This is a genomic window from Psychromonas arctica (genome assembly GCF_038155225.1).
Taxonomy (GTDB): Bacteria; Pseudomonadota; Gammaproteobacteria; order Enterobacterales; family Psychromonadaceae; genus Psychromonas; species Psychromonas arctica_B.
On the sequence record NZ_JBAKBA010000062.1, the window covers coordinates 1 to 17,131 of the forward strand.

Sequence of the window (17,131 nt, forward strand, 5' to 3'; positions counted from 1 at the left end):
TTAGCTCAATTTACGCCTTAAACTAAGTCATTTTTCCTGCGCAAAATTTAGATCATTTATTTAATGTAATCGGTATTATTAACTATTTATTTTTTGATAATAGCAATATAACCGGTCCAACTAAGCGTTTCGCCATCGATGACTATGCTTGTTTCGGTGTTGTCATTTATATCAGTAAGGTTGCTCACACAGACTTTAACTTGCTTGCCATCAATTAGATTAAGGCTAACAACAGAAGCGGTATCATCAACGTGTAACACGGTTACAGAATCAACTTGTCCTCGGGCATTTAGGCTCGCTTCTATCGCTTCATTAAAGTAACCGTGTGTTTCATAAACGTTTGCAAATAAATGGTTGGCTGCTTTTTGGCGAAGAATGAACATTGGCTCATTACGTAAGTTGAAGTCTGGATCGTTAGCACCAGTACGAGCAAAGATAACTTCACTGTCTTTATTTGCGCTGCTGATCAATGAATAGTAACTGTTGCCCATTAACCAAGTTGTTAATGATGAACTTTCTACTTTACCTTGACCAAGGTTCCAAAGGTGTTGGTAACCATAGTCATTACCCACAGTGCTTAAGCTTTTATGTGCTTGATACTCAAAGTTAGTATGGATGATTTGTCCGTTATAATGAACTGGGTAATCGTAGCTATGCTCTTCTTCACTGATCATACGGAATAGATCAATAATAAGTGGTTTTTCAAACTCTTCTGACTCAAGCATAATAACGGTACGCTGCTGATCAATACCTGTGTAGTAATCACGAGCAAAAGCACTCATTGCTTGCAGCTTTCCATCGCCTGTTCCATTAGACGCTTCATTAGCTAACAGTGTGAAATGTTTTTCACCGAAGTGTTGTTGTGCAATCGCTGTACTACCCTGGTTTTGGCTGATTTGATCAACCACAACGGTGTTGTGTGCAATAGTTTGTTTACAATAATTTTTGTTTTCAGGAATGTAACGACCACCAAATTTAGGCTCGATGTTAACCCAACGACCATAACCGTAGTCATTAATGAATTCTTGATTGTTGTTAAATAAGCTTAAGTGTAAACCATCAAAGTGACCATGATCTAATGCAGAGTGAAGCTTTGCATCGCTACCGTGTTGCCCGTACCAAAGTAGTGCCATGCTATCGTCAGATTTGCTATCACGATGACGTAGAATTGTTACTCCACCACACTCGCCTTCAGCACCATCAGTGAGGCTTAAGCTGCCCCAGTTAAAGTTCGCTACATCGGCATTGTTATCTAATGCGTTAGATAGTGCTGCGCCAGTGTTATGAACCCAAACATGACCTTGGTGTTTAGCCATCGCTAATAATGTTTCATTTTGCTCGTAACGGTCGAAACAGATGTTAGTCGCTAATAAAATACCTAGATCATTAATGTCCATTGTACGAGATGAGTCATTTAATGCGGGTAACGTACCGTTAGGAAATGCTGTCGACATGACCGCATAAGCTGTTGTCTTAATCACTTCATCTTTTAATTGGTAGATGCCGATTTCTGGTTGACGACGTTCAATGGTTTCGGCGAATAGGAAGATTGGACGTAATGAAAAACGATGGTAATACGGACCTTCCATGTAGTAGCCATCAGGCGAGAATAATTGTGTTAATTGTGCAATAAAGCCACCAGAAACACTGTCACCTTTTAGGCCATAGATTGCTTTGTCGACGGTCGCTTGATCATTGATTGCATAAGCACAAATACCAGCACTTGCCACTGACCATAGGCCGTGGTTATGAATAATGTCGAAGTTTTCTGCATAGGTGACAACAAACATCTCAAGCATCACTTTAAATAAGTCATTTTCTATAAGTTGTTGCTGACTTTCTGTTAACTCATGACGAATACAAGAATAAGCACACGATGAATATAGCATCCACATATTTTCGTTTAATGTTTGGTGGAATAAACGACCTGGTTTATTGGAGTCACGACTAACGTTTAGCTCACGGTGTTTATAAACCTTTGCATATTCAACTAACATAGTTGTTGCGTAATCTAGGTAACGTTTATCTTCAGTAATTAAGTATAAACGACCTGCTAGATCTAAATGAATGTAGTTTTGCTTATGACGGTTATGTTCGTAACCACCTGCTTCACCATGTCCTGGAATTTCAATACCCATTGGCATGTAAGCTTCAAGTGCTTTAATCTCTTCAGTAATAGAGCGACCAATTAGTGAGTCAGTGCCTACGTATTGACGTAAGTCAGCTGCTTGTTCATAGCTCATTAGTAATGGTTGGTAACTCATGATTAAACCTCTTTACTTTCTACAGCAACAAAACCTTGGAAGCTGTATGTTTGATTATTAAATTCGATAATGGTTTGACTGTCAGCTGTTGCATTACGATCGTTATTAACCATCACTGTTAGTGTAATACCTTCGCCGATGATATCGACAACGGTCGCATCGTCGTTAAAACCTACAATATCAATTGAGTAAATTTTACCGCGTGCATCTAAGCTTGCTTCAATTGCTTCATTAAAGTAACCATGCGTTTCTATCACATTAGCAAATAGAGCATTTTTAGCTTCGCGGCGTAGAATTAAGCTTGTTTCGCTACGTAAATTAAATGATGGGTCGTTAGCACCTGTACGAGTAAAGAATAAGGTATCGTCAGAAGAAGATGCACTTAACCATGTGTAATAACTGCTACCTTGTAACCAACTGACTAAACTTGTGTCTTTTGCTGCTGCACCTTCACTTTCGTTCCATAAATGTTGGTAACCTGCATCATCACCCATTGGATTTAATATTGCGTGTTGTTTATGTTCAACATTAGTACGGATGATTTGACCTTGGTATTGTAGGGAGTAATCGTATTGATGTGCTTCTTCACTGATTAAGCGGAATAAATCAATAAGCAGTGGTTTTTCTAGTTGTTCATGCTCAATTAAAATAAGTGAGCGTTGTTGGTCAACACCAGGGTAAAAGTCAACAGCATAAGCACTCATTGCTTGTGTTTTACCGCTACCAATAAAGAAGTGTGGTGTGCCGTGTTTACTATCTGCTGTATCAACATCAAAGTTGTTTTGGCAACTTGCATCAACAGACACTAAGTTGTGCGCGATAGTTTGGCGTGCGTAAGATTTGTTTTCGTCAAGGTAACGACCGCCAAATTTAGGTTCGATGTTCACCCAACGTCCAAATCCATAATCACGTAATACTTCTTGGTTATTATTAAAGTAAGTCATACCTAATGTATCGAAGTGACCGTGACCCATACCATGCTGACCATAGTTCATCACTAATTGGCTAATGTCACCCTTTGCATTTTGCATGCGGATAAAGCCTTGAGCGCCTTTATCACCATCAGGACCTTCGCTTAATTCAACACTTGGTAAGCAAGGCACTTCAACTGAGTCTTGCGCTTGGTAAGCTTGCGATAAAGCAACGCCACATCCACTGATCCAAATTTGTTGCTGAATTTTAGCAATACCAAATAAGTTGGTATCTTCAGGGTAGTGTTTTGCATATAAACTCACTGCTATCACTACACCTTCATCTTTAATATCCATGCTTTTTGAAGCATCGTTTAATGATGGGAAAACACCATTCGGATAAGCGGTCGATAATAAAGATTGGATTGTTTTACCAATAACTTGGCCTTTAAAGTTAAAGATGTCTAGCTCTGGACGGAAACGCTGAGTTAACTCCGCTAATAAACATAAAGGACGAATTGCATAACGGTGATAATAAGGCCCTTCAATATAATAACCTGAAGGCGCAAATAAATTGCTTAATTGTGCAAGGAAGCCTCCTTGTATGTCATCACCGGCTAAACCATGTAATGCCAAATCAATATATTTTTCTTGTCCAATGGCTGCGCCACATGCTGCTGTTGCCGCCACTGCCCATACGCCATGATTATGAATACGGTCAAAGTCAAAATGGTACTTTACTGTCGCCACTTCTAACATTGGTTCAAATAAGCGACTTATAATGTGAGCACGTTGCGCTTCAGTCAACCAATGGCTAATACAGCTGTAGCCCAAACTGGCATACAATAACCAAACATGTTCGTTTAGCATTTGGTGAAATAGGCGTCCTGGTGGGTTCGTATTACGTTGTTCTTGGAATCCTAATGCTAAATACTTATCGGCATATTGTGTTAATAAGTCAGCTGCAAATTGGGCATATTTCTCATCGCCTGTGATTAAAAATAGGCGTCCAGCTTGGTCAATATATTTATAATTTTGTTGATGCTTATTATGTGCGTAACCGCCAGCTGGACTGTGTCCTGGTACGTCTATTGGTTGTGTAAGGTAGTTATCTGTATCGTGAATTAGGGCTTCGAGGCTGAGTCCCATTAGGCTTTGTTTACCGAGTTCTTCTTGGATGGCAGTAATTTCTTGTTGGTCCATAAGAACAGCGTTGACGTTGGCAGGCATTGTGACCTCATTGCATATAAAGTGGATAGAAACAGTGTAATAAAGTAATACAAATAGACTGTAAAATCACTTTTATTTTTTAGTTTTTAGGGTTGAGCTCTCTATTTTTAATCTTTTAAATTAACTTGAATTAGCTTTGCTCATCACTTTTAGATAATTGTTACTGCTTTTCAGTGGCTTAAGCCTTAAGTACTTTTTTATCACCTTATAATGTAAGATTAGTTAATATGCAGTTGCTGTCTCATCGAGTGCTTTCTATGTTTATTGAGATCTAATTAATTATTTTGATTGTGATGTAGGTGAATGATCTGGATCACACATAGTGTCATTTTGTATTACAAATCGTCCCGTGTAATGTACAATTTTTGACTTATAACAATAACAAATTAAATGTTAATCAAGGTCATGTTTTGATTTGAATAGTCGTCGAAACAATATGCTTTCGTACTTTTTTGAACAAACAGGTTTTTTTAACGTCCATGAGATACTTTCTGGTTTTTTGATTAAGCTTATTTTTTGTTAAATCGCATTGATTAGTCGTTTGATTTTATATAAATCAAGATGGCGAATGTGCTTACTAACATGAATTCGCGCAAGCAAATAAACTCTGCACAAAGTACTTTTACATTATTAGTATAAAATGCTGATTTTATAATCAAAGCCAATATGGCCAAGTTATGAATAGCAAGAAAATGAATAGAGGATGCAAATGAATCCATTTTTTATAACAGAGGTGGCTAATGGCTAATTTAAATATCGCTTTGATTGGCGAATGTATGATTGAATTGCAGGAAGTTAATGGTGTTCTACGCAGAAGTTTTGGTGGAGACACACTAAATACAGCGATATATTTATCGCGTTTAACATCAGGTAAAGACGTTAATGTTAGTTATGTAACAGCGCTAGGCCAAGATAAAATTAGCCAAGAAATGATTGATGCTTGGAATGCCGAAGATATTGATGCTCAATTTGTTCAACGTTCTGAAACAAGACAGCCTGGTTTATACATGGTTGAAACAGATTCAACAGGCGAGCGTAGTTTCTTATACTGGCGTGATGCTGCTGCTGCAAAATTCTGGCTTGAAACAGCAAGTGATGAACTTATTGAATCACTATTGAAGCAAGATGTTATTTATTTGTCAGGTATTAGTTTAGCTATTTTACCACCATCAAGCCGTGAAAAACTTTACGACTTATTGGCTCGTTATAAAGCTGCTGGTGGTAAAGTTTACTTTGATAACAACTACCGTCCTAAATTATGGAATTCTGCAGAAGAAGCGGCTGAAGGTTTCAAACGTATCTTATCTGTAACGCATACTGGCTTATTAACTTTTGATGATGAGCAAGCTCTATTTGGTGACACAACGGTTGAGCAGTGTATCGAACGTACTCGTGCATTAGGCGTTCAAGAAATTGTTATCAAACAAGGTGGCGGCGAATGTTTGATCATCACTGCAGATGATTCAATTAGTGTTGCTGCTCAAAAAGTAGCACCTGAAAATGTAATTGATACCACTGCGGCGGGAGATTCGTTTGCTGCGGGTTATCTATCAAAACGTACATTAGGTGAATCAAGTGTTGCTGCTGCTGAAAAAGCACATCAAGTAGCAAGTACCGTTATACAGCATAAAGGTGCCATTATTGATATGCAGTATATTGCTCCATTTGTAGATTAATTATAAATATTTAGGATAGTAAAATGACAACATTAAACGAAAAGTTACAAGCACTTAAAGTAATTCCTGTAATTGCAATTAAAGATGCGAATGATGCCGTTCCATTAGGTAAAGTATTAGTTGAAAATGGTATGCCTTGTGCGGAAATTACATTTCGTACGCCTGCTGCTGCACAAGCCATTAAAAATCTACGTGAAGCGTTTCCTGAAATGCTAATCGGTGCCGGTACTGTGCTTACAAGCAAAACGGTTGATGAAGCAATTGACGCAGGTGTTGATTTTATCGTGAGCCCCGGCTTTAACCCGACAACGGTTAAATACTGTCAACAACGTAATATGCCAATCATTCCGGGTGTAAATAGCCCATCTTTAGTTGAGCAAGCAATGGAAATGGGATTAACAACGTTAAAATTCTTCCCTGCTGGCCCATCTGGTGGCGTTCCAATGTTGAAATCACTCACTGCCGTTTACCCTGTTAGCTTTATGCCTACTGGTGGTGTTTCACCTGCGAATATCAATGAATATTTAGATATCAATGCAGTACTTGCTTGTGGCGGTACTTGGATGGTTCCTGCTGATTTAATTGATAATCGTGAATGGGATAAAATTGGACAATTAGTTAAAGAAGCAGTTGCTGCTTTAAAATAATTATCAGCTGTCTTTTAGGAACCTCGGTTATGTATTTAATCGAGGTTTTTTTATGTCTTTTAAAAATGAATACAAAAAATAGTTATACCAATTACATTAAATAAGTAATTTAAATTTCGCGCAGGATAAATGACTTAGTTTAAGACGTAAATTGAATATTTCGAAGATTAACTTCGTTAATCATCTGTCGCAGAATGAACCAAAAAACGTTAATACTTTACTGTTTGTTCTCTTTACGAAATTTACAACGAAGAATAAGTTATTTTAATAAGTAACCTCAGTTCTGGATAAGCAAAGCGATACAACACCGCTATTTCCGCGGATTTCTGTGTTAAATTATCTCTCAATAACCAGTTATTGCTTCAATAATTCGCCTTGAACTACACAAAACTAACGGCACTGTAGAGTAAAAAATAGAACCTTATGATTTTAAGTGTAATTCCGCTTTCATTAATCAGAATTGAGGTTAAGTAAAATAGAACAGTTAATTAGTGTGATTGGTATTAATCTACTTTACTGGCTAAAAATTTTCTTTTTCATTATAAGTATTGAAAAATGAATAACTACTTACATTTATTTATTCCTTAAATTGAATAATTGTAACCTTAAAGAAAGTAAGATCTGCATAAATGAATATAAAATAATGAATGGGATTGTATTATTGTTATTTAAAGAAGGTTTTATAGGGTAAAGGATATAAAAAATCTGAGCAATTAAAGTTGCTCTAACCAAAGAACCACCTGTAAAGAACGGCGGCATTATTTGCTTTGAATTTCATTGGTTGGTTAATAAGAAGTTTTTATTTTGCTGTCTTTTCCATCGTTTCTGAAATATTCACATTTTGGCTTTTATCTAATTCTTCATCTTCAGGCAATGGTTGACCCGTGTAAGCATGTAAAAAAGCCTCACATAATAATTCGCTATTCGTAGCATGACGTAGATTATTCACTTGGCGTCGGGTACGTTCATCAGTCAGTATTTTCAATACTTTAGTTGGTATTGAAACTGTCACTTTTTTTACCTGCTCACTTTTTTTACCGTGTTCAGCGTAAGGACTAATATATTCACCGTTCCACTTTGTTGACATAATAATAACCTTTTAAAAAATATGCTTTATTTTACCTTGATCTTCTAAGTATGGCAATCTGAACGTAAAGAGGGCTAGAAGTCTATTAAGCTAATTTGAAATTTAAATTTATCTATCTTCAGGTCTTATGTCTTAAATCGTTGTGACTTAAGTGATGTTAGTTTTCATTCACTCGGTTTAAGAGCTGACAGTAAGTCTTGAGTGGAAGCAGTTAACTTACTGCTTTTAAATGGATTTAGCGATAAAGTTTTATCTTCATTTAGTGTGATGTCGTAGAATTGTGGAAGGTTAAAATTAATTTGCTCATCAAGTGAATCAGGGAGGTGACTATTAGATGCGTAGAATCGATTTACGTTTTGTACAAATTCATTTTTTGAACCGGCAAAGTTTAAAAAGGTCTCCACATCGTTATCTGCATTAGCAATATAAACGTTGAAACCATTATGATAATTCTCAAAAAAGAATTGGATCAAACCTTCACTTATATGAGATTCAATAACATCTGCCGTTTGATCGTAGTGAGTCGTTTTTAAGTTTAATGAACTAGCTGATAATTTCTTCTTAGAAATATGGCTATAAATATCCACAGCACTTTCTAGATGCTGTAATGAAACGCCTTTCCGTTCGAAGTAAAATCCAAATTTTCTACCACCCGTCCATAATGTTTGTACTGATCTTGTATGTACGGTATGCAAACGTAGTTGAATAAATTCATTCAGTTTACTGCCGAATGATTGACAAATTTGTTCACTAAAATGTCTGCTATAACAAAACAAATCAATTTGATGAGGTGGCGAAGCATCTTGATGCATTTTTGAAAGGATCGTATTAAGCGCTTCAACCACTGAAAATTGGCTATTAAAATGTAATGTACGGACTTCATTCCACGAGTTACGGTATATAAAGTCGATACTGCCAATTAGGCTTTCTTTATTTTCACCGTAAGCCATTACGTTATCAATCTGGTTTAATTCACTTTCTTCTGTATCTTGCCAATGTCTTGTTGGATCTTTTTCTACATTTAAGAAAATAGATAAATGCTTAATAGCACAAGGTGCACTAAGTGCTTTATCACTGGCTTTTGGTACATATACAGGGAAAACAGCGTATAAGTCTTTTGCAAATTGGTTTAGATTTTTGTCAACTAAATCAGAGCCTTGATTATATAAGTGAAGTTTTGTATCTTCATCGTATAATCCATTTACATAACTCCAAGCAACTAACTTAGAGAGGTAAGGTGAATCACCTAAACAGGGAGTAGAAGCCAATTCAAAAGAATCTAAAGTACTATTGAATAAGTACCAACCAGCTTTATTTTTACGATGTTCAGGAATTTGAATGAAACTGAGATTATGCTCAACTAGATTTGGTGAAATATTAGGATTAATAATATCAACTTTGCCTGGTAGCGTTTCATGTGCCGCGTAAAGTTTACGAGATAAAATACCTATATCTTCGGCGCTGATCGATTCACTAATGTTGTTATCACGCGCAAATTTAATTAAGTTACTATAGCTTAACATTAGCGCATCAAGCAAAAGGGTATTCGCTTGTTTTACTTCGCGTATTTTCCAATTATTGCGGTTATCTAAGTCTGCAATTTGGCTGTCAGTCCAACCCCATTGGTTGATTAACTTATTTAATATAGTACGTCGCCAAGCAGAGTTTTCTTTAAAGGAAGATTTCGATAGCATCTCTTCTGTTTTAAAGTAAAAACAAACTCGTACTAACTCTAAACGTTGTAAATCATTAATGCTAATTAAGTAGTCACTTACTTTGCTAAGCATTAGACAGTATGGGTCTAAGTGCTCATCATAGGAATCTTGTTCTTGAAAACTTTTTTTGTATGACGTCGAAATAAGTTCTATATTTGGATATTCCCAAGAATAAGCTTCCATCAAAATAGTCTTTAATGTTGCTTTGTATGGGTTATCGATACCCTTATAAAGTTGCCATAATGTTGCACCAAACAATTCTTCGGCAGGTACACAATATAAGCCACCTAAGTCCAACCAATCATCGGCATTAATTTGCCCAGTTGCGCAAAGGTTTTTCACATAGCTATCGTAGTGATGTTCGTGCTCATGAGGAATTTGTCGCCATAAAATACGTCGACCAGCAACACGTAGTGAGGTGCGATAAAATTCATCGAGTAACAACATGTGTTGAGATGTTCCACATGATTCATTACTCAATTCTGCTTTATTCTTAACTCTGAATTTATTATCAGGAATAAGGAAGAAGTTTAACTCTACGCCTAAACTTTCCGCCCAATAGGTGATTTCCCATGATTTTTTATCAAGTAATTCAACTCGAGCTGGATCTAATTCATGCGAATAACAAATCCAAATATCAAAATCACTTTCAGAACATTGACCAATAGATGAGGTACTCCCCATGGCATACAAGCCAATAATCTCAGGCGTTTCTATTTCATCTTCTGGTAACTCAATGGCGAATAGTTTTTGTACTAAATTTTGGTGTTTTTTAGTGGGATTAAAGTGACAAATACCAACCGGTACATCACCTTTTATATATCCAGGTAACGCAGGGTCGTTGAAGTGTAATAATAATGGGAAACTTTGAAAAACATCAGCTTCATCTTGCCTCATTAATGCTAAAGCAGATCTAACGCGTAGGCGAGAAAACTCGTCTGATTTGTCGCGTAATTGGATGATTTCTTGATTCAAGCTGTGTTCCATTTGTGCAGGCGTAAATTACTATTAAACCCTAAAAAAAGTGTGAGCATCATAGCATTAATTATAGTTATTGGTAAATATAGTGTTCTTCTACTACAAGCGTAGTCAGCGATGCCCCTATAGTTACCGAGGGGCGACAGGTTAATCTTCTGCTATCTGGTAAGGGAGAGGAGCGTAATAAAGTGTAGAGCCTTCAAGTTCTTTTACTTGGAAAATATCTTCAGGGTTTGTATCTTTCGGCAATACGGCTAATACTTCAATGTGACCATCACCGTATTGACATGCAGACACTATTGCACCGACTCGTTTCCAATTGTTATTTAATAATATTTCGATTGTTTGACCTGCTTTTGGGCAATCGTTTGAACGGCCTGTCAGAATAAACATTGCACGTTTATTAGCTCCACGATATTTTGCTCTAGCTACCGTTTCTTGACCGATATAACAACCCTTCGTAAAGCTGATCCCATCAAGCGCCTGTAAATTTAACATTTGTGGGATAAATTGTGCTGATGTTTTTGCTTCAATAAAACCGACACCTGCAGCAATATTCATTGCATTCCATAAACTGTCATCGAAGATTTCTGCTTTGTTTTTTAAATCGGCTAATAAATCTTCAGCAACTGCATTTTTCATAATCGCAAGATAACGTAATGATGGATATGGTTGTTTTATTAATACTGTGCCACTATCAAGTAAACTACTTGTTTCATGGGTTGTTGCCGTATCAGCCTCTTCAGCAATATATTCTGCTGACTTAGGGCCTGCTAAACCAAATACTTTATATTCAGTTTCTTTTTGTATGACGACTTTAGAAAAAGCGGCATATTTTTTTAATTCTGGTAATTGTACTTCAGAGACAGAGCTAGGCTGAGTTAATAAAACACGGTCTTCTAATACAATTATTCGCGCGACTGTCCACGCTTTTCCTTGAGGGTTACAATGCGCAGCTAAGGTTTGTTGCCCCGTTTTTAATTTTTCAAGATCACATGTTAATTGCCCTTGTAAAAATGTAATACGGTCTTCACCTGTTACACTGATTAAATCCCAGCTATCAAGTGGGCATAAAACTAAATCTGGTAGCTTGCTAATATTTTCAAGTTGACTAAGTGTTCGCATGTTTGCCCTCATTTTTGGTCGAATTTGTTCATTACAATGTTATAGCTCACAACCTATTTTGTCAGTAGTTGCTGTTAATAAAACGTTGTTGTTATGATGTTGTGTACTGTATATCAATTGATATAAATAACCGATTAATATTACACGTTATTAAATCGATAAATATTTATTCATGGCTAATCATTATTTACTACTGATTTTGCCTGAACTTAGTTTTTAATGCAGTGTAATATTATGTTTCATATTATTTTGGGATTGATATTATAAATAATCCTCCATTTTTATTTTAAAAGGAAGTATTTGTCATGGCAGAAGAGGTTTCTCTTTCTCGTTTATTGTGGGCTTGTCGTCGTGGTATGTTAGAGCTTGATGTACTGTTTATGCCATTTGCAAAAGAGGCTTACAGTGATTTAAGCCAACAACATAAATTGTCCTTCCAGCGTCTTTTGACTTGCGAAGACCCTGAATTATTTGCTTGGTTTATGGGGCATAAGACGTGTCCTGATCCTGATCTTGCTGAAATTGTCGATGTCATCCTCAAGCGCGTTAAATTATAACATACAATCTACCCGTTCATTTATCGCCAATGTACTGGCGATAATAACACTGCTACTCAGTGCTATTTTATTGTTTTTGTTGTGGGGAGTGGGTTGGTTTAGTGTTGTTTTTTTAATCGCTTATATATTAACTTCTTTTTATCTTGTCCAATCGTCAACACTCTTACCATTTTCTTGTGCCTTATCTGAGACGGGGAATATCGAAATCAATAAACCAATGGTTATTGCAGGTAAGATTAATTCCCGATCTTTTTATAATGGTTGGATTATATTGCTATGCGTGGAAGCGACAGATAAGTTATTAGTTAAGCAGCTACAACACAACAAACCAAGAAAATGGTTTATTGTGTTTTATGATAGCGTTACAGAAGAAGAGTACCATTTACTTGCTCGTCTTATTAATGGCGCGCGTTGGGGTTAATCTTTTTTAGGGTTTAATACTGTCGGCTTAGGGTTGTCGCTTTGTTCTGGATAATCTAAGTTGTAATGTAAACCTCTACTTTCTTTTCTTTGTATTGCACTTTTTATAATTAATTCTGCGACTTGAACTAAATTTCTCAGTTCTAATAAATTATTGCCTACTTTAAAGTTGCTGTAATACTCAGTGATCTCGTGTTGTAATAATTCAACTCGGCTTAGTGCCCTTTGTAAGCGTTTATCTGTGCGTACGATACCAACATAATCCCACATAAATAAACGTAGTTCATGCCAGTTATGTTGAATAACAACTTGCTCATCTGAATTTTCAACTTGGCTATCATCCCAATCAGGAATCACTGCAAACTTGCGTTCTTTATAGAAAGGAATACGGTTAATAATGTCTTTTGCACAAGCATGCGCATATACAATACATTCCAGTAGTGAGTTTGAGGCTAAGCGATTAGCTCCGTGTAAGCCTGTATAAGTCACTTCACCTATTGCATATAAGCCATCAATGTCTGTTTGACCATGGTGATCAATCATAACACCACCACAAGTATAGTGGGCTGCAGGAACAATAGGCATTGGTTGATGAGCAATATCAAGCCCTAAGAGTAAGCAGCGGCGATAGATAGTTGGAAAATGTTTAACAATGAAATCTTTGGGTTTATGACTAATATCTAAATACATACAATCTACACCAAGGCGCTTCATTTCGTAATCGATTGCACGAGCGACGATATCACGCGGTGCTAATTCACCTCTTTCATCAAAGTCGGGCATGAAACGTGTTCCGTCAGGGCGTAACAATAATGCGCCTTCACCACGTAATGCTTCAGTTAACAGGAAATTTTTTGCATCGGCATGATATAAACAGGTTGGATGGAATTGATTAAACTCCATATTTGCGACACGACAACCACTTCGCCAAGCGAGAGCAACACCATCACCACTGGAAACATCTGGGTTACTGGTATATTGATATACTTTGCTCGCGCCGCCAGTTGCTAACGTCACAAAATGAGCATTAATTGTTTCGACATGCTCTGCCGTCCTGTTCCAAACATAAGCACCTAATACGCGATTTGCAGGTAAATTTAGTTTTTGTGTGGTGATTAAATCAATGGCGTTGTAGCCTTCCATTAAGGTAATATTTGGATGTTTTTTAACAGCAGTTAAAAGAGACTCTTCTATTTCTCGACCGGTTGCATCTGCTGCATGTAATATACGTCGATGGGAGTGTCCTCCTTCACGAGTAAGGTGATATTGAGTTTCTTCTTGATCGTTAACTTCAGTGTCGAAGTTAACGCCAGTCTCAATTAACCATTGCATACTTTCTTTTGCATTGTTCACGGTAAAGCGAACAGCTTCTTCATCACATAAACCAGCTCCAGCGACAAGCGTATCTTCAAAATGCGAGTCAGTGCTATCATCGTCAGAGAAAACAGCAGCTACACCGCCTTGAGCATAATAGGTCGAACCTTCTGAAAGTACGCCCTTACTTAGTACCCTGACGGTACTGTGGTCTGCTATTTTTAGAGCTAGCGATAAACCTGCTGCGCCAGCGCCAATGATTAAAACATCACAAGTGTATTGATGTTCAGTTTTTGTTTTAGTCTCTGTCATGGCATTATATGCTCTGTTTTGGATGAAATGATTAACTAACATTTCGAGTAATGAGAGAGTTTATCCAAAAACATCTTTGTTTTGAATTTATTTGGAACTTTCTTTTTTAATAAAAGTCATATCTGTGAGAATCAATAGCTCACTATAAATATAGGTAGAAAAGCTCAATGAATGAGCGTGAATTAGATTTACAGTTAATACAACGTATACAAAATGGTGAGCAGCAAGCATTTGCATTATTAGTACGTAAGTACCAAACGCGTGTGGCTAACATACTCACACGTTATGTGCGAAGTTCTGGTGATATACCTGACGTGTCGCAAGAAGTGTTTATAAAAGTATATAAATCATTACCTAACTTTAGAGGTGATAGTGCTTTTTATACTTGGCTATTTCGAATTACGGTAAATACAGCTAAAAATTATTTAACAAGTCAAAGTCGACGTCCTCCAGCATCAGATATTGATGCAGAAGAAGCTGATAGCTATGACGGAAGTGGTGCTTTGAAAGATGATGCTAACCCTGAGGCAATTTTACATTCTCAGGAAATAAAGCAAGTTATCTTAAAAGTAATTGGCGATTTACCTGATGAGTTAAAGTCAGCAATTACATTACGTGAGCTGGAAGGCATGAGTTATGACGAAATTGCGCAAATTGAAAATTGTCCAATTGGTACTGTTAGATCTCGAATCTTTAGAGCGCGTGAAGCAATTGATAAACAATTAAAACCTTTATTAGAAAATTAATTGGAATTTATAATGAAAGAATACTCACAAGACCTATCATCACTCATTGATAATGAGTTAGGTGATAAAGAGGTCATTAATACGGTTCTTGAAGATGCTGCTTTACAAAAACAGTTTTCAAGATATCAACTAATTGGTGATGTACTTCGTGATGAAAGCAATGTCTTAGATTTGCGAATGGATGTTACAGATAGTGTGATGGCTGCAATTGCTAATGAAAAGCAGGATAATTATGTTGCACCTTTGAGCGCAGCTCCTGAACCAGAGAAAAGTAATGTTGTGCCATTTATGAAACGCTTTGGACAGTATGCGATTGCTGCATCTGTAGCAGGTGTTGTGGTTGTTAGTAGCTTGATGGTAAATCAAGGTTCAGCAACTGACCCAAGTGTTGCTCCGGTATTAAATACCGTACCATTTGGCGGCGCAGCTGCACCAGTTAGTTTACAAGCAACACCATTACAAACTAAAAGTGATATCAAAGAGCGTAATGAACGTGTAGAAGCGTTATTAAAAGACCATCAGCTACAGTTACAAACACAGCCTTAAGGTTAACGATGAAACATCGATTATTTTTAGTTGCGTTAATGTCGCTATTGTCTTTATTAGTGTCACCGCAACTAATCGCAAGCCCAGAAGTAGCCCAATCAGAAGTTAAAATCGAAACTAAACAAGCATTACCGTCTGCTTTAATTTATTTAAATAATATGAAGCAGGCTTATCAGAAATTAAATTATAAACTGCTTTATCTTAATACTGCTCACAATCAAATAGAGCCGAAGCAACTTATCCATGGGGTTGTAGATGGTAAAAGTATTGCTTACTTCTATTATTTAAATGGGACAATGCGAGAGTCTTTACAGTTTGATGGGAAAATTAGTTTCTACCAACAAGGTAGCCAAGCCTATAGCTTAGCAACCAATCGAGATCAAAGTGTATTTGCTAATATTGCTAATTTTGACTTTGAAAATGGTAATAAGAATTATGAATATATCATTCTTGGTAGAGATAGAATCGCAGGAAAAAAAGCCATCGTGGTCCGAATGATTAGTAAAGATCAATATCGATATAGTTATATTGTATGGCTGGATTTAGAAAGTTATTTACCGTTACGTCTTGATATCATTAATAAATCGAATCAAATTGTTGAACAAACTATGGTTGTTTCATTGAATATAAGTGAAACCATAAACCCGTGGATCCAGCAGCTGAGTGTTCAGGCAACGCCTGAAGTATTACATCTACCGTTAACTACAATAGGGGAGTTACCTAAGTGGCAACTTGATTGGATGCCGCCAGGTTTTGAAATCGTAAAAGACGACCAGCATAAATTAATGATGCACGATACAGACCCTGTTTCATATATTATGCTTAATGATGGTATTGTTCGTGTATCTGTTTATGTATCAACGAAACAAACAGAATTAGCAGAACAGCAGAATATTATTCAACGCGGTGGAACACTAATTTATACTAAGCAAACAGAAAATATTGAAATTAATGTTATTGGAGAAATTCCACTTCTTACTGCAGAAAAAATTGCAGCCTCAATCGAGCCTTCGAAATAATGCTACATGAAACAGGTAAAATAATAGATATAACCGTTATTAACGGAGAAAAAATAGCAATTGTTGAATGTATCTCTAAATCTGCCTGTAAATCATGCAGTAGTAATGATAATTGTGGTGTAGGTATTGTTGCTAAAGGTCTTAGTGATAAGTCTCATAAACTCTCCATGCCATTTAAAGAAGGGATGAAGGTTGATCATTCCATAGAATTATTAATTGAAAATAACGATATCGTTAAAAGCTCACTAATTGTTTATATCATTCCTCTATTCCTTTTTATCGTTACATGTACATTAAGTAACTTATTTTTCTCTAATGAACTGCTGGTTATCTTTGCATCAGGAGTGTCTTTAGTTGTTGGAACTTGTATTGCTAAAGCTGTTTCATCAAAGCTATACCCAATCAATAGCCTCAATAAACTCATCAGTACAAAATAACATCTAAATAAACTGTTAAATTGAACAGTTTGTTTGTTAATTAATCACTCAGTCACTTAATTGAAATAAACACAATAAAACGCTTGCCAATAGTTTTGTGATCCCTATAATGCGCCCCACAGACACGGGATGTAGCGCAAGTTACCT

The 17,131-nt window shown here is 36.5% G+C and carries 14 protein-coding genes; 8 read left to right on the forward strand and 6 right to left on the reverse strand.

Features of this window, described 5'->3' with window-relative positions; translation table 11 throughout:
• Positions 1 to 86: 86 nt before the first annotated feature.
• On the reverse strand, positions 87 to 2,264 hold the full coding sequence (locus tag V6255_RS17110; protein ID WP_341629233.1) for a heparinase II/III domain-containing protein: 2,178 nt from the start codon (positions 2,262 to 2,264) through the stop codon (positions 87 to 89).
• Between the two features lie 2 nt (positions 2,265 to 2,266).
• Positions 2,267 to 4,405, reverse strand: a complete 2,139-nt coding sequence (locus V6255_RS17115; protein ID WP_341629234.1) for a heparinase II/III domain-containing protein — start codon at positions 4,403 to 4,405, stop codon at positions 2,267 to 2,269.
• Between the two features lie 740 nt (positions 4,406 to 5,145).
• On the opposite strand from V6255_RS17115, the gene V6255_RS17120 reads away from it, so the two are divergent.
• Both V6255_RS17120 and V6255_RS17125 read left to right on the forward strand, forming a co-directional pair.
• Positions 5,146 to 6,081 (forward strand): sugar kinase, encoded by a 936-nt coding sequence (locus V6255_RS17120; protein ID WP_341629235.1) that lies wholly within the window; start codon positions 5,146 to 5,148, stop codon positions 6,079 to 6,081.
• Between the two features lie 23 nt (positions 6,082 to 6,104).
• Positions 6,105 to 6,728 carry a bifunctional 4-hydroxy-2-oxoglutarate aldolase/2-dehydro-3-deoxy-phosphogluconate aldolase gene (locus V6255_RS17125; RefSeq protein ID WP_137297970.1) on the forward strand — a complete coding sequence of 208 codons (624 nt, stop codon included), beginning with the start codon at positions 6,105 to 6,107 and terminating at the stop codon, positions 6,726 to 6,728.
• A gap of 799 nt (positions 6,729 to 7,527) precedes the next feature.
• Here the strand turns inward: V6255_RS17125 and metJ are convergent.
• The 3 genes from metJ to ygfZ form a co-directional block, all read right to left on the reverse strand.
• On the reverse strand, positions 7,528 to 7,815 hold the full coding sequence (gene metJ / locus V6255_RS17130) for a met regulon transcriptional regulator MetJ (protein ID WP_160064891.1): 288 nt from the start codon (positions 7,813 to 7,815) through the stop codon (positions 7,528 to 7,530).
• Positions 7,816 to 7,979: 164 nt separating this feature from the next.
• Positions 7,980 to 10,505 (reverse strand): class I adenylate cyclase, encoded by a 2,526-nt coding sequence (locus V6255_RS17135; RefSeq protein ID WP_341629236.1) that lies wholly within the window; start codon positions 10,503 to 10,505, stop codon positions 7,980 to 7,982.
• A gap of 150 nt (positions 10,506 to 10,655) precedes the next feature.
• Positions 10,656 to 11,633, reverse strand: a complete 978-nt coding sequence (gene ygfZ, locus V6255_RS17140; protein ID WP_341629237.1) for a tRNA-modifying protein YgfZ — start codon at positions 11,631 to 11,633, stop codon at positions 10,656 to 10,658.
• A 305-nt stretch (positions 11,634 to 11,938) separates the two neighbouring features.
• Between ygfZ and V6255_RS17145 the strand changes: the two genes are divergently transcribed.
• Together V6255_RS17145 and V6255_RS17150 are read left to right on the forward strand one after the other, a co-directional pair.
• The gene (locus V6255_RS17145; RefSeq protein WP_341629238.1) at positions 11,939 to 12,190 is read left to right on the forward strand and encodes a succinate dehydrogenase assembly factor 2; all 252 of its coding nucleotides are present in this window, start codon (positions 11,939 to 11,941) and stop codon (positions 12,188 to 12,190) included.
• The gene (locus V6255_RS17150) at positions 12,162 to 12,611 is read left to right on the forward strand and encodes a protein YgfX (RefSeq protein ID WP_341629239.1); all 450 of its coding nucleotides are present in this window, start codon (positions 12,162 to 12,164) and stop codon (positions 12,609 to 12,611) included. Before V6255_RS17145 ends, V6255_RS17150 begins: the two co-directional genes overlap by 29 nt.
• Here the strand turns inward: V6255_RS17150 and nadB are convergent.
• Positions 12,608 to 14,236 carry an L-aspartate oxidase gene (gene nadB, locus V6255_RS17155; RefSeq protein ID WP_341629240.1) on the reverse strand — a complete coding sequence of 543 codons (1,629 nt, stop codon included), beginning with the start codon at positions 14,234 to 14,236 and terminating at the stop codon, positions 12,608 to 12,610. The genes V6255_RS17150 and nadB overlap by 4 nt on opposite strands.
• Before the next feature lie 167 nt (positions 14,237 to 14,403).
• On the opposite strand from nadB, the gene rpoE reads away from it, so the two are divergent.
• The 4 genes from rpoE to V6255_RS17175 are packed head-to-tail and all read left to right on the forward strand — an operon-like array spanning position 14,404 to position 16,984.
• On the forward strand, positions 14,404 to 14,982 hold the full coding sequence (gene rpoE / locus V6255_RS17160; protein WP_160064903.1) for an RNA polymerase sigma factor RpoE: 579 nt from the start codon (positions 14,404 to 14,406) through the stop codon (positions 14,980 to 14,982).
• A gap of 12 nt (positions 14,983 to 14,994) precedes the next feature.
• Positions 14,995 to 15,528: a sigma-E factor negative regulatory protein gene (locus V6255_RS17165; protein WP_341629241.1), complete on the forward strand. Its 534-nt coding sequence runs from the start codon at positions 14,995 to 14,997 to the stop codon at positions 15,526 to 15,528.
• Positions 15,529 to 15,536: 8 nt separating this feature from the next.
• Positions 15,537 to 16,547, forward strand: a complete 1,011-nt coding sequence (locus V6255_RS17170; RefSeq protein ID WP_341629242.1) for a MucB/RseB C-terminal domain-containing protein — start codon at positions 15,537 to 15,539, stop codon at positions 16,545 to 16,547.
• On the forward strand, positions 16,547 to 16,984 hold the full coding sequence (locus V6255_RS17175; RefSeq protein WP_341629243.1) for a SoxR reducing system RseC family protein: 438 nt from the start codon (positions 16,547 to 16,549) through the stop codon (positions 16,982 to 16,984). Before V6255_RS17170 ends, V6255_RS17175 begins: the two co-directional genes overlap by 1 nt.
• The last annotated feature ends 147 nt before the right edge of the window (positions 16,985 to 17,131 follow it).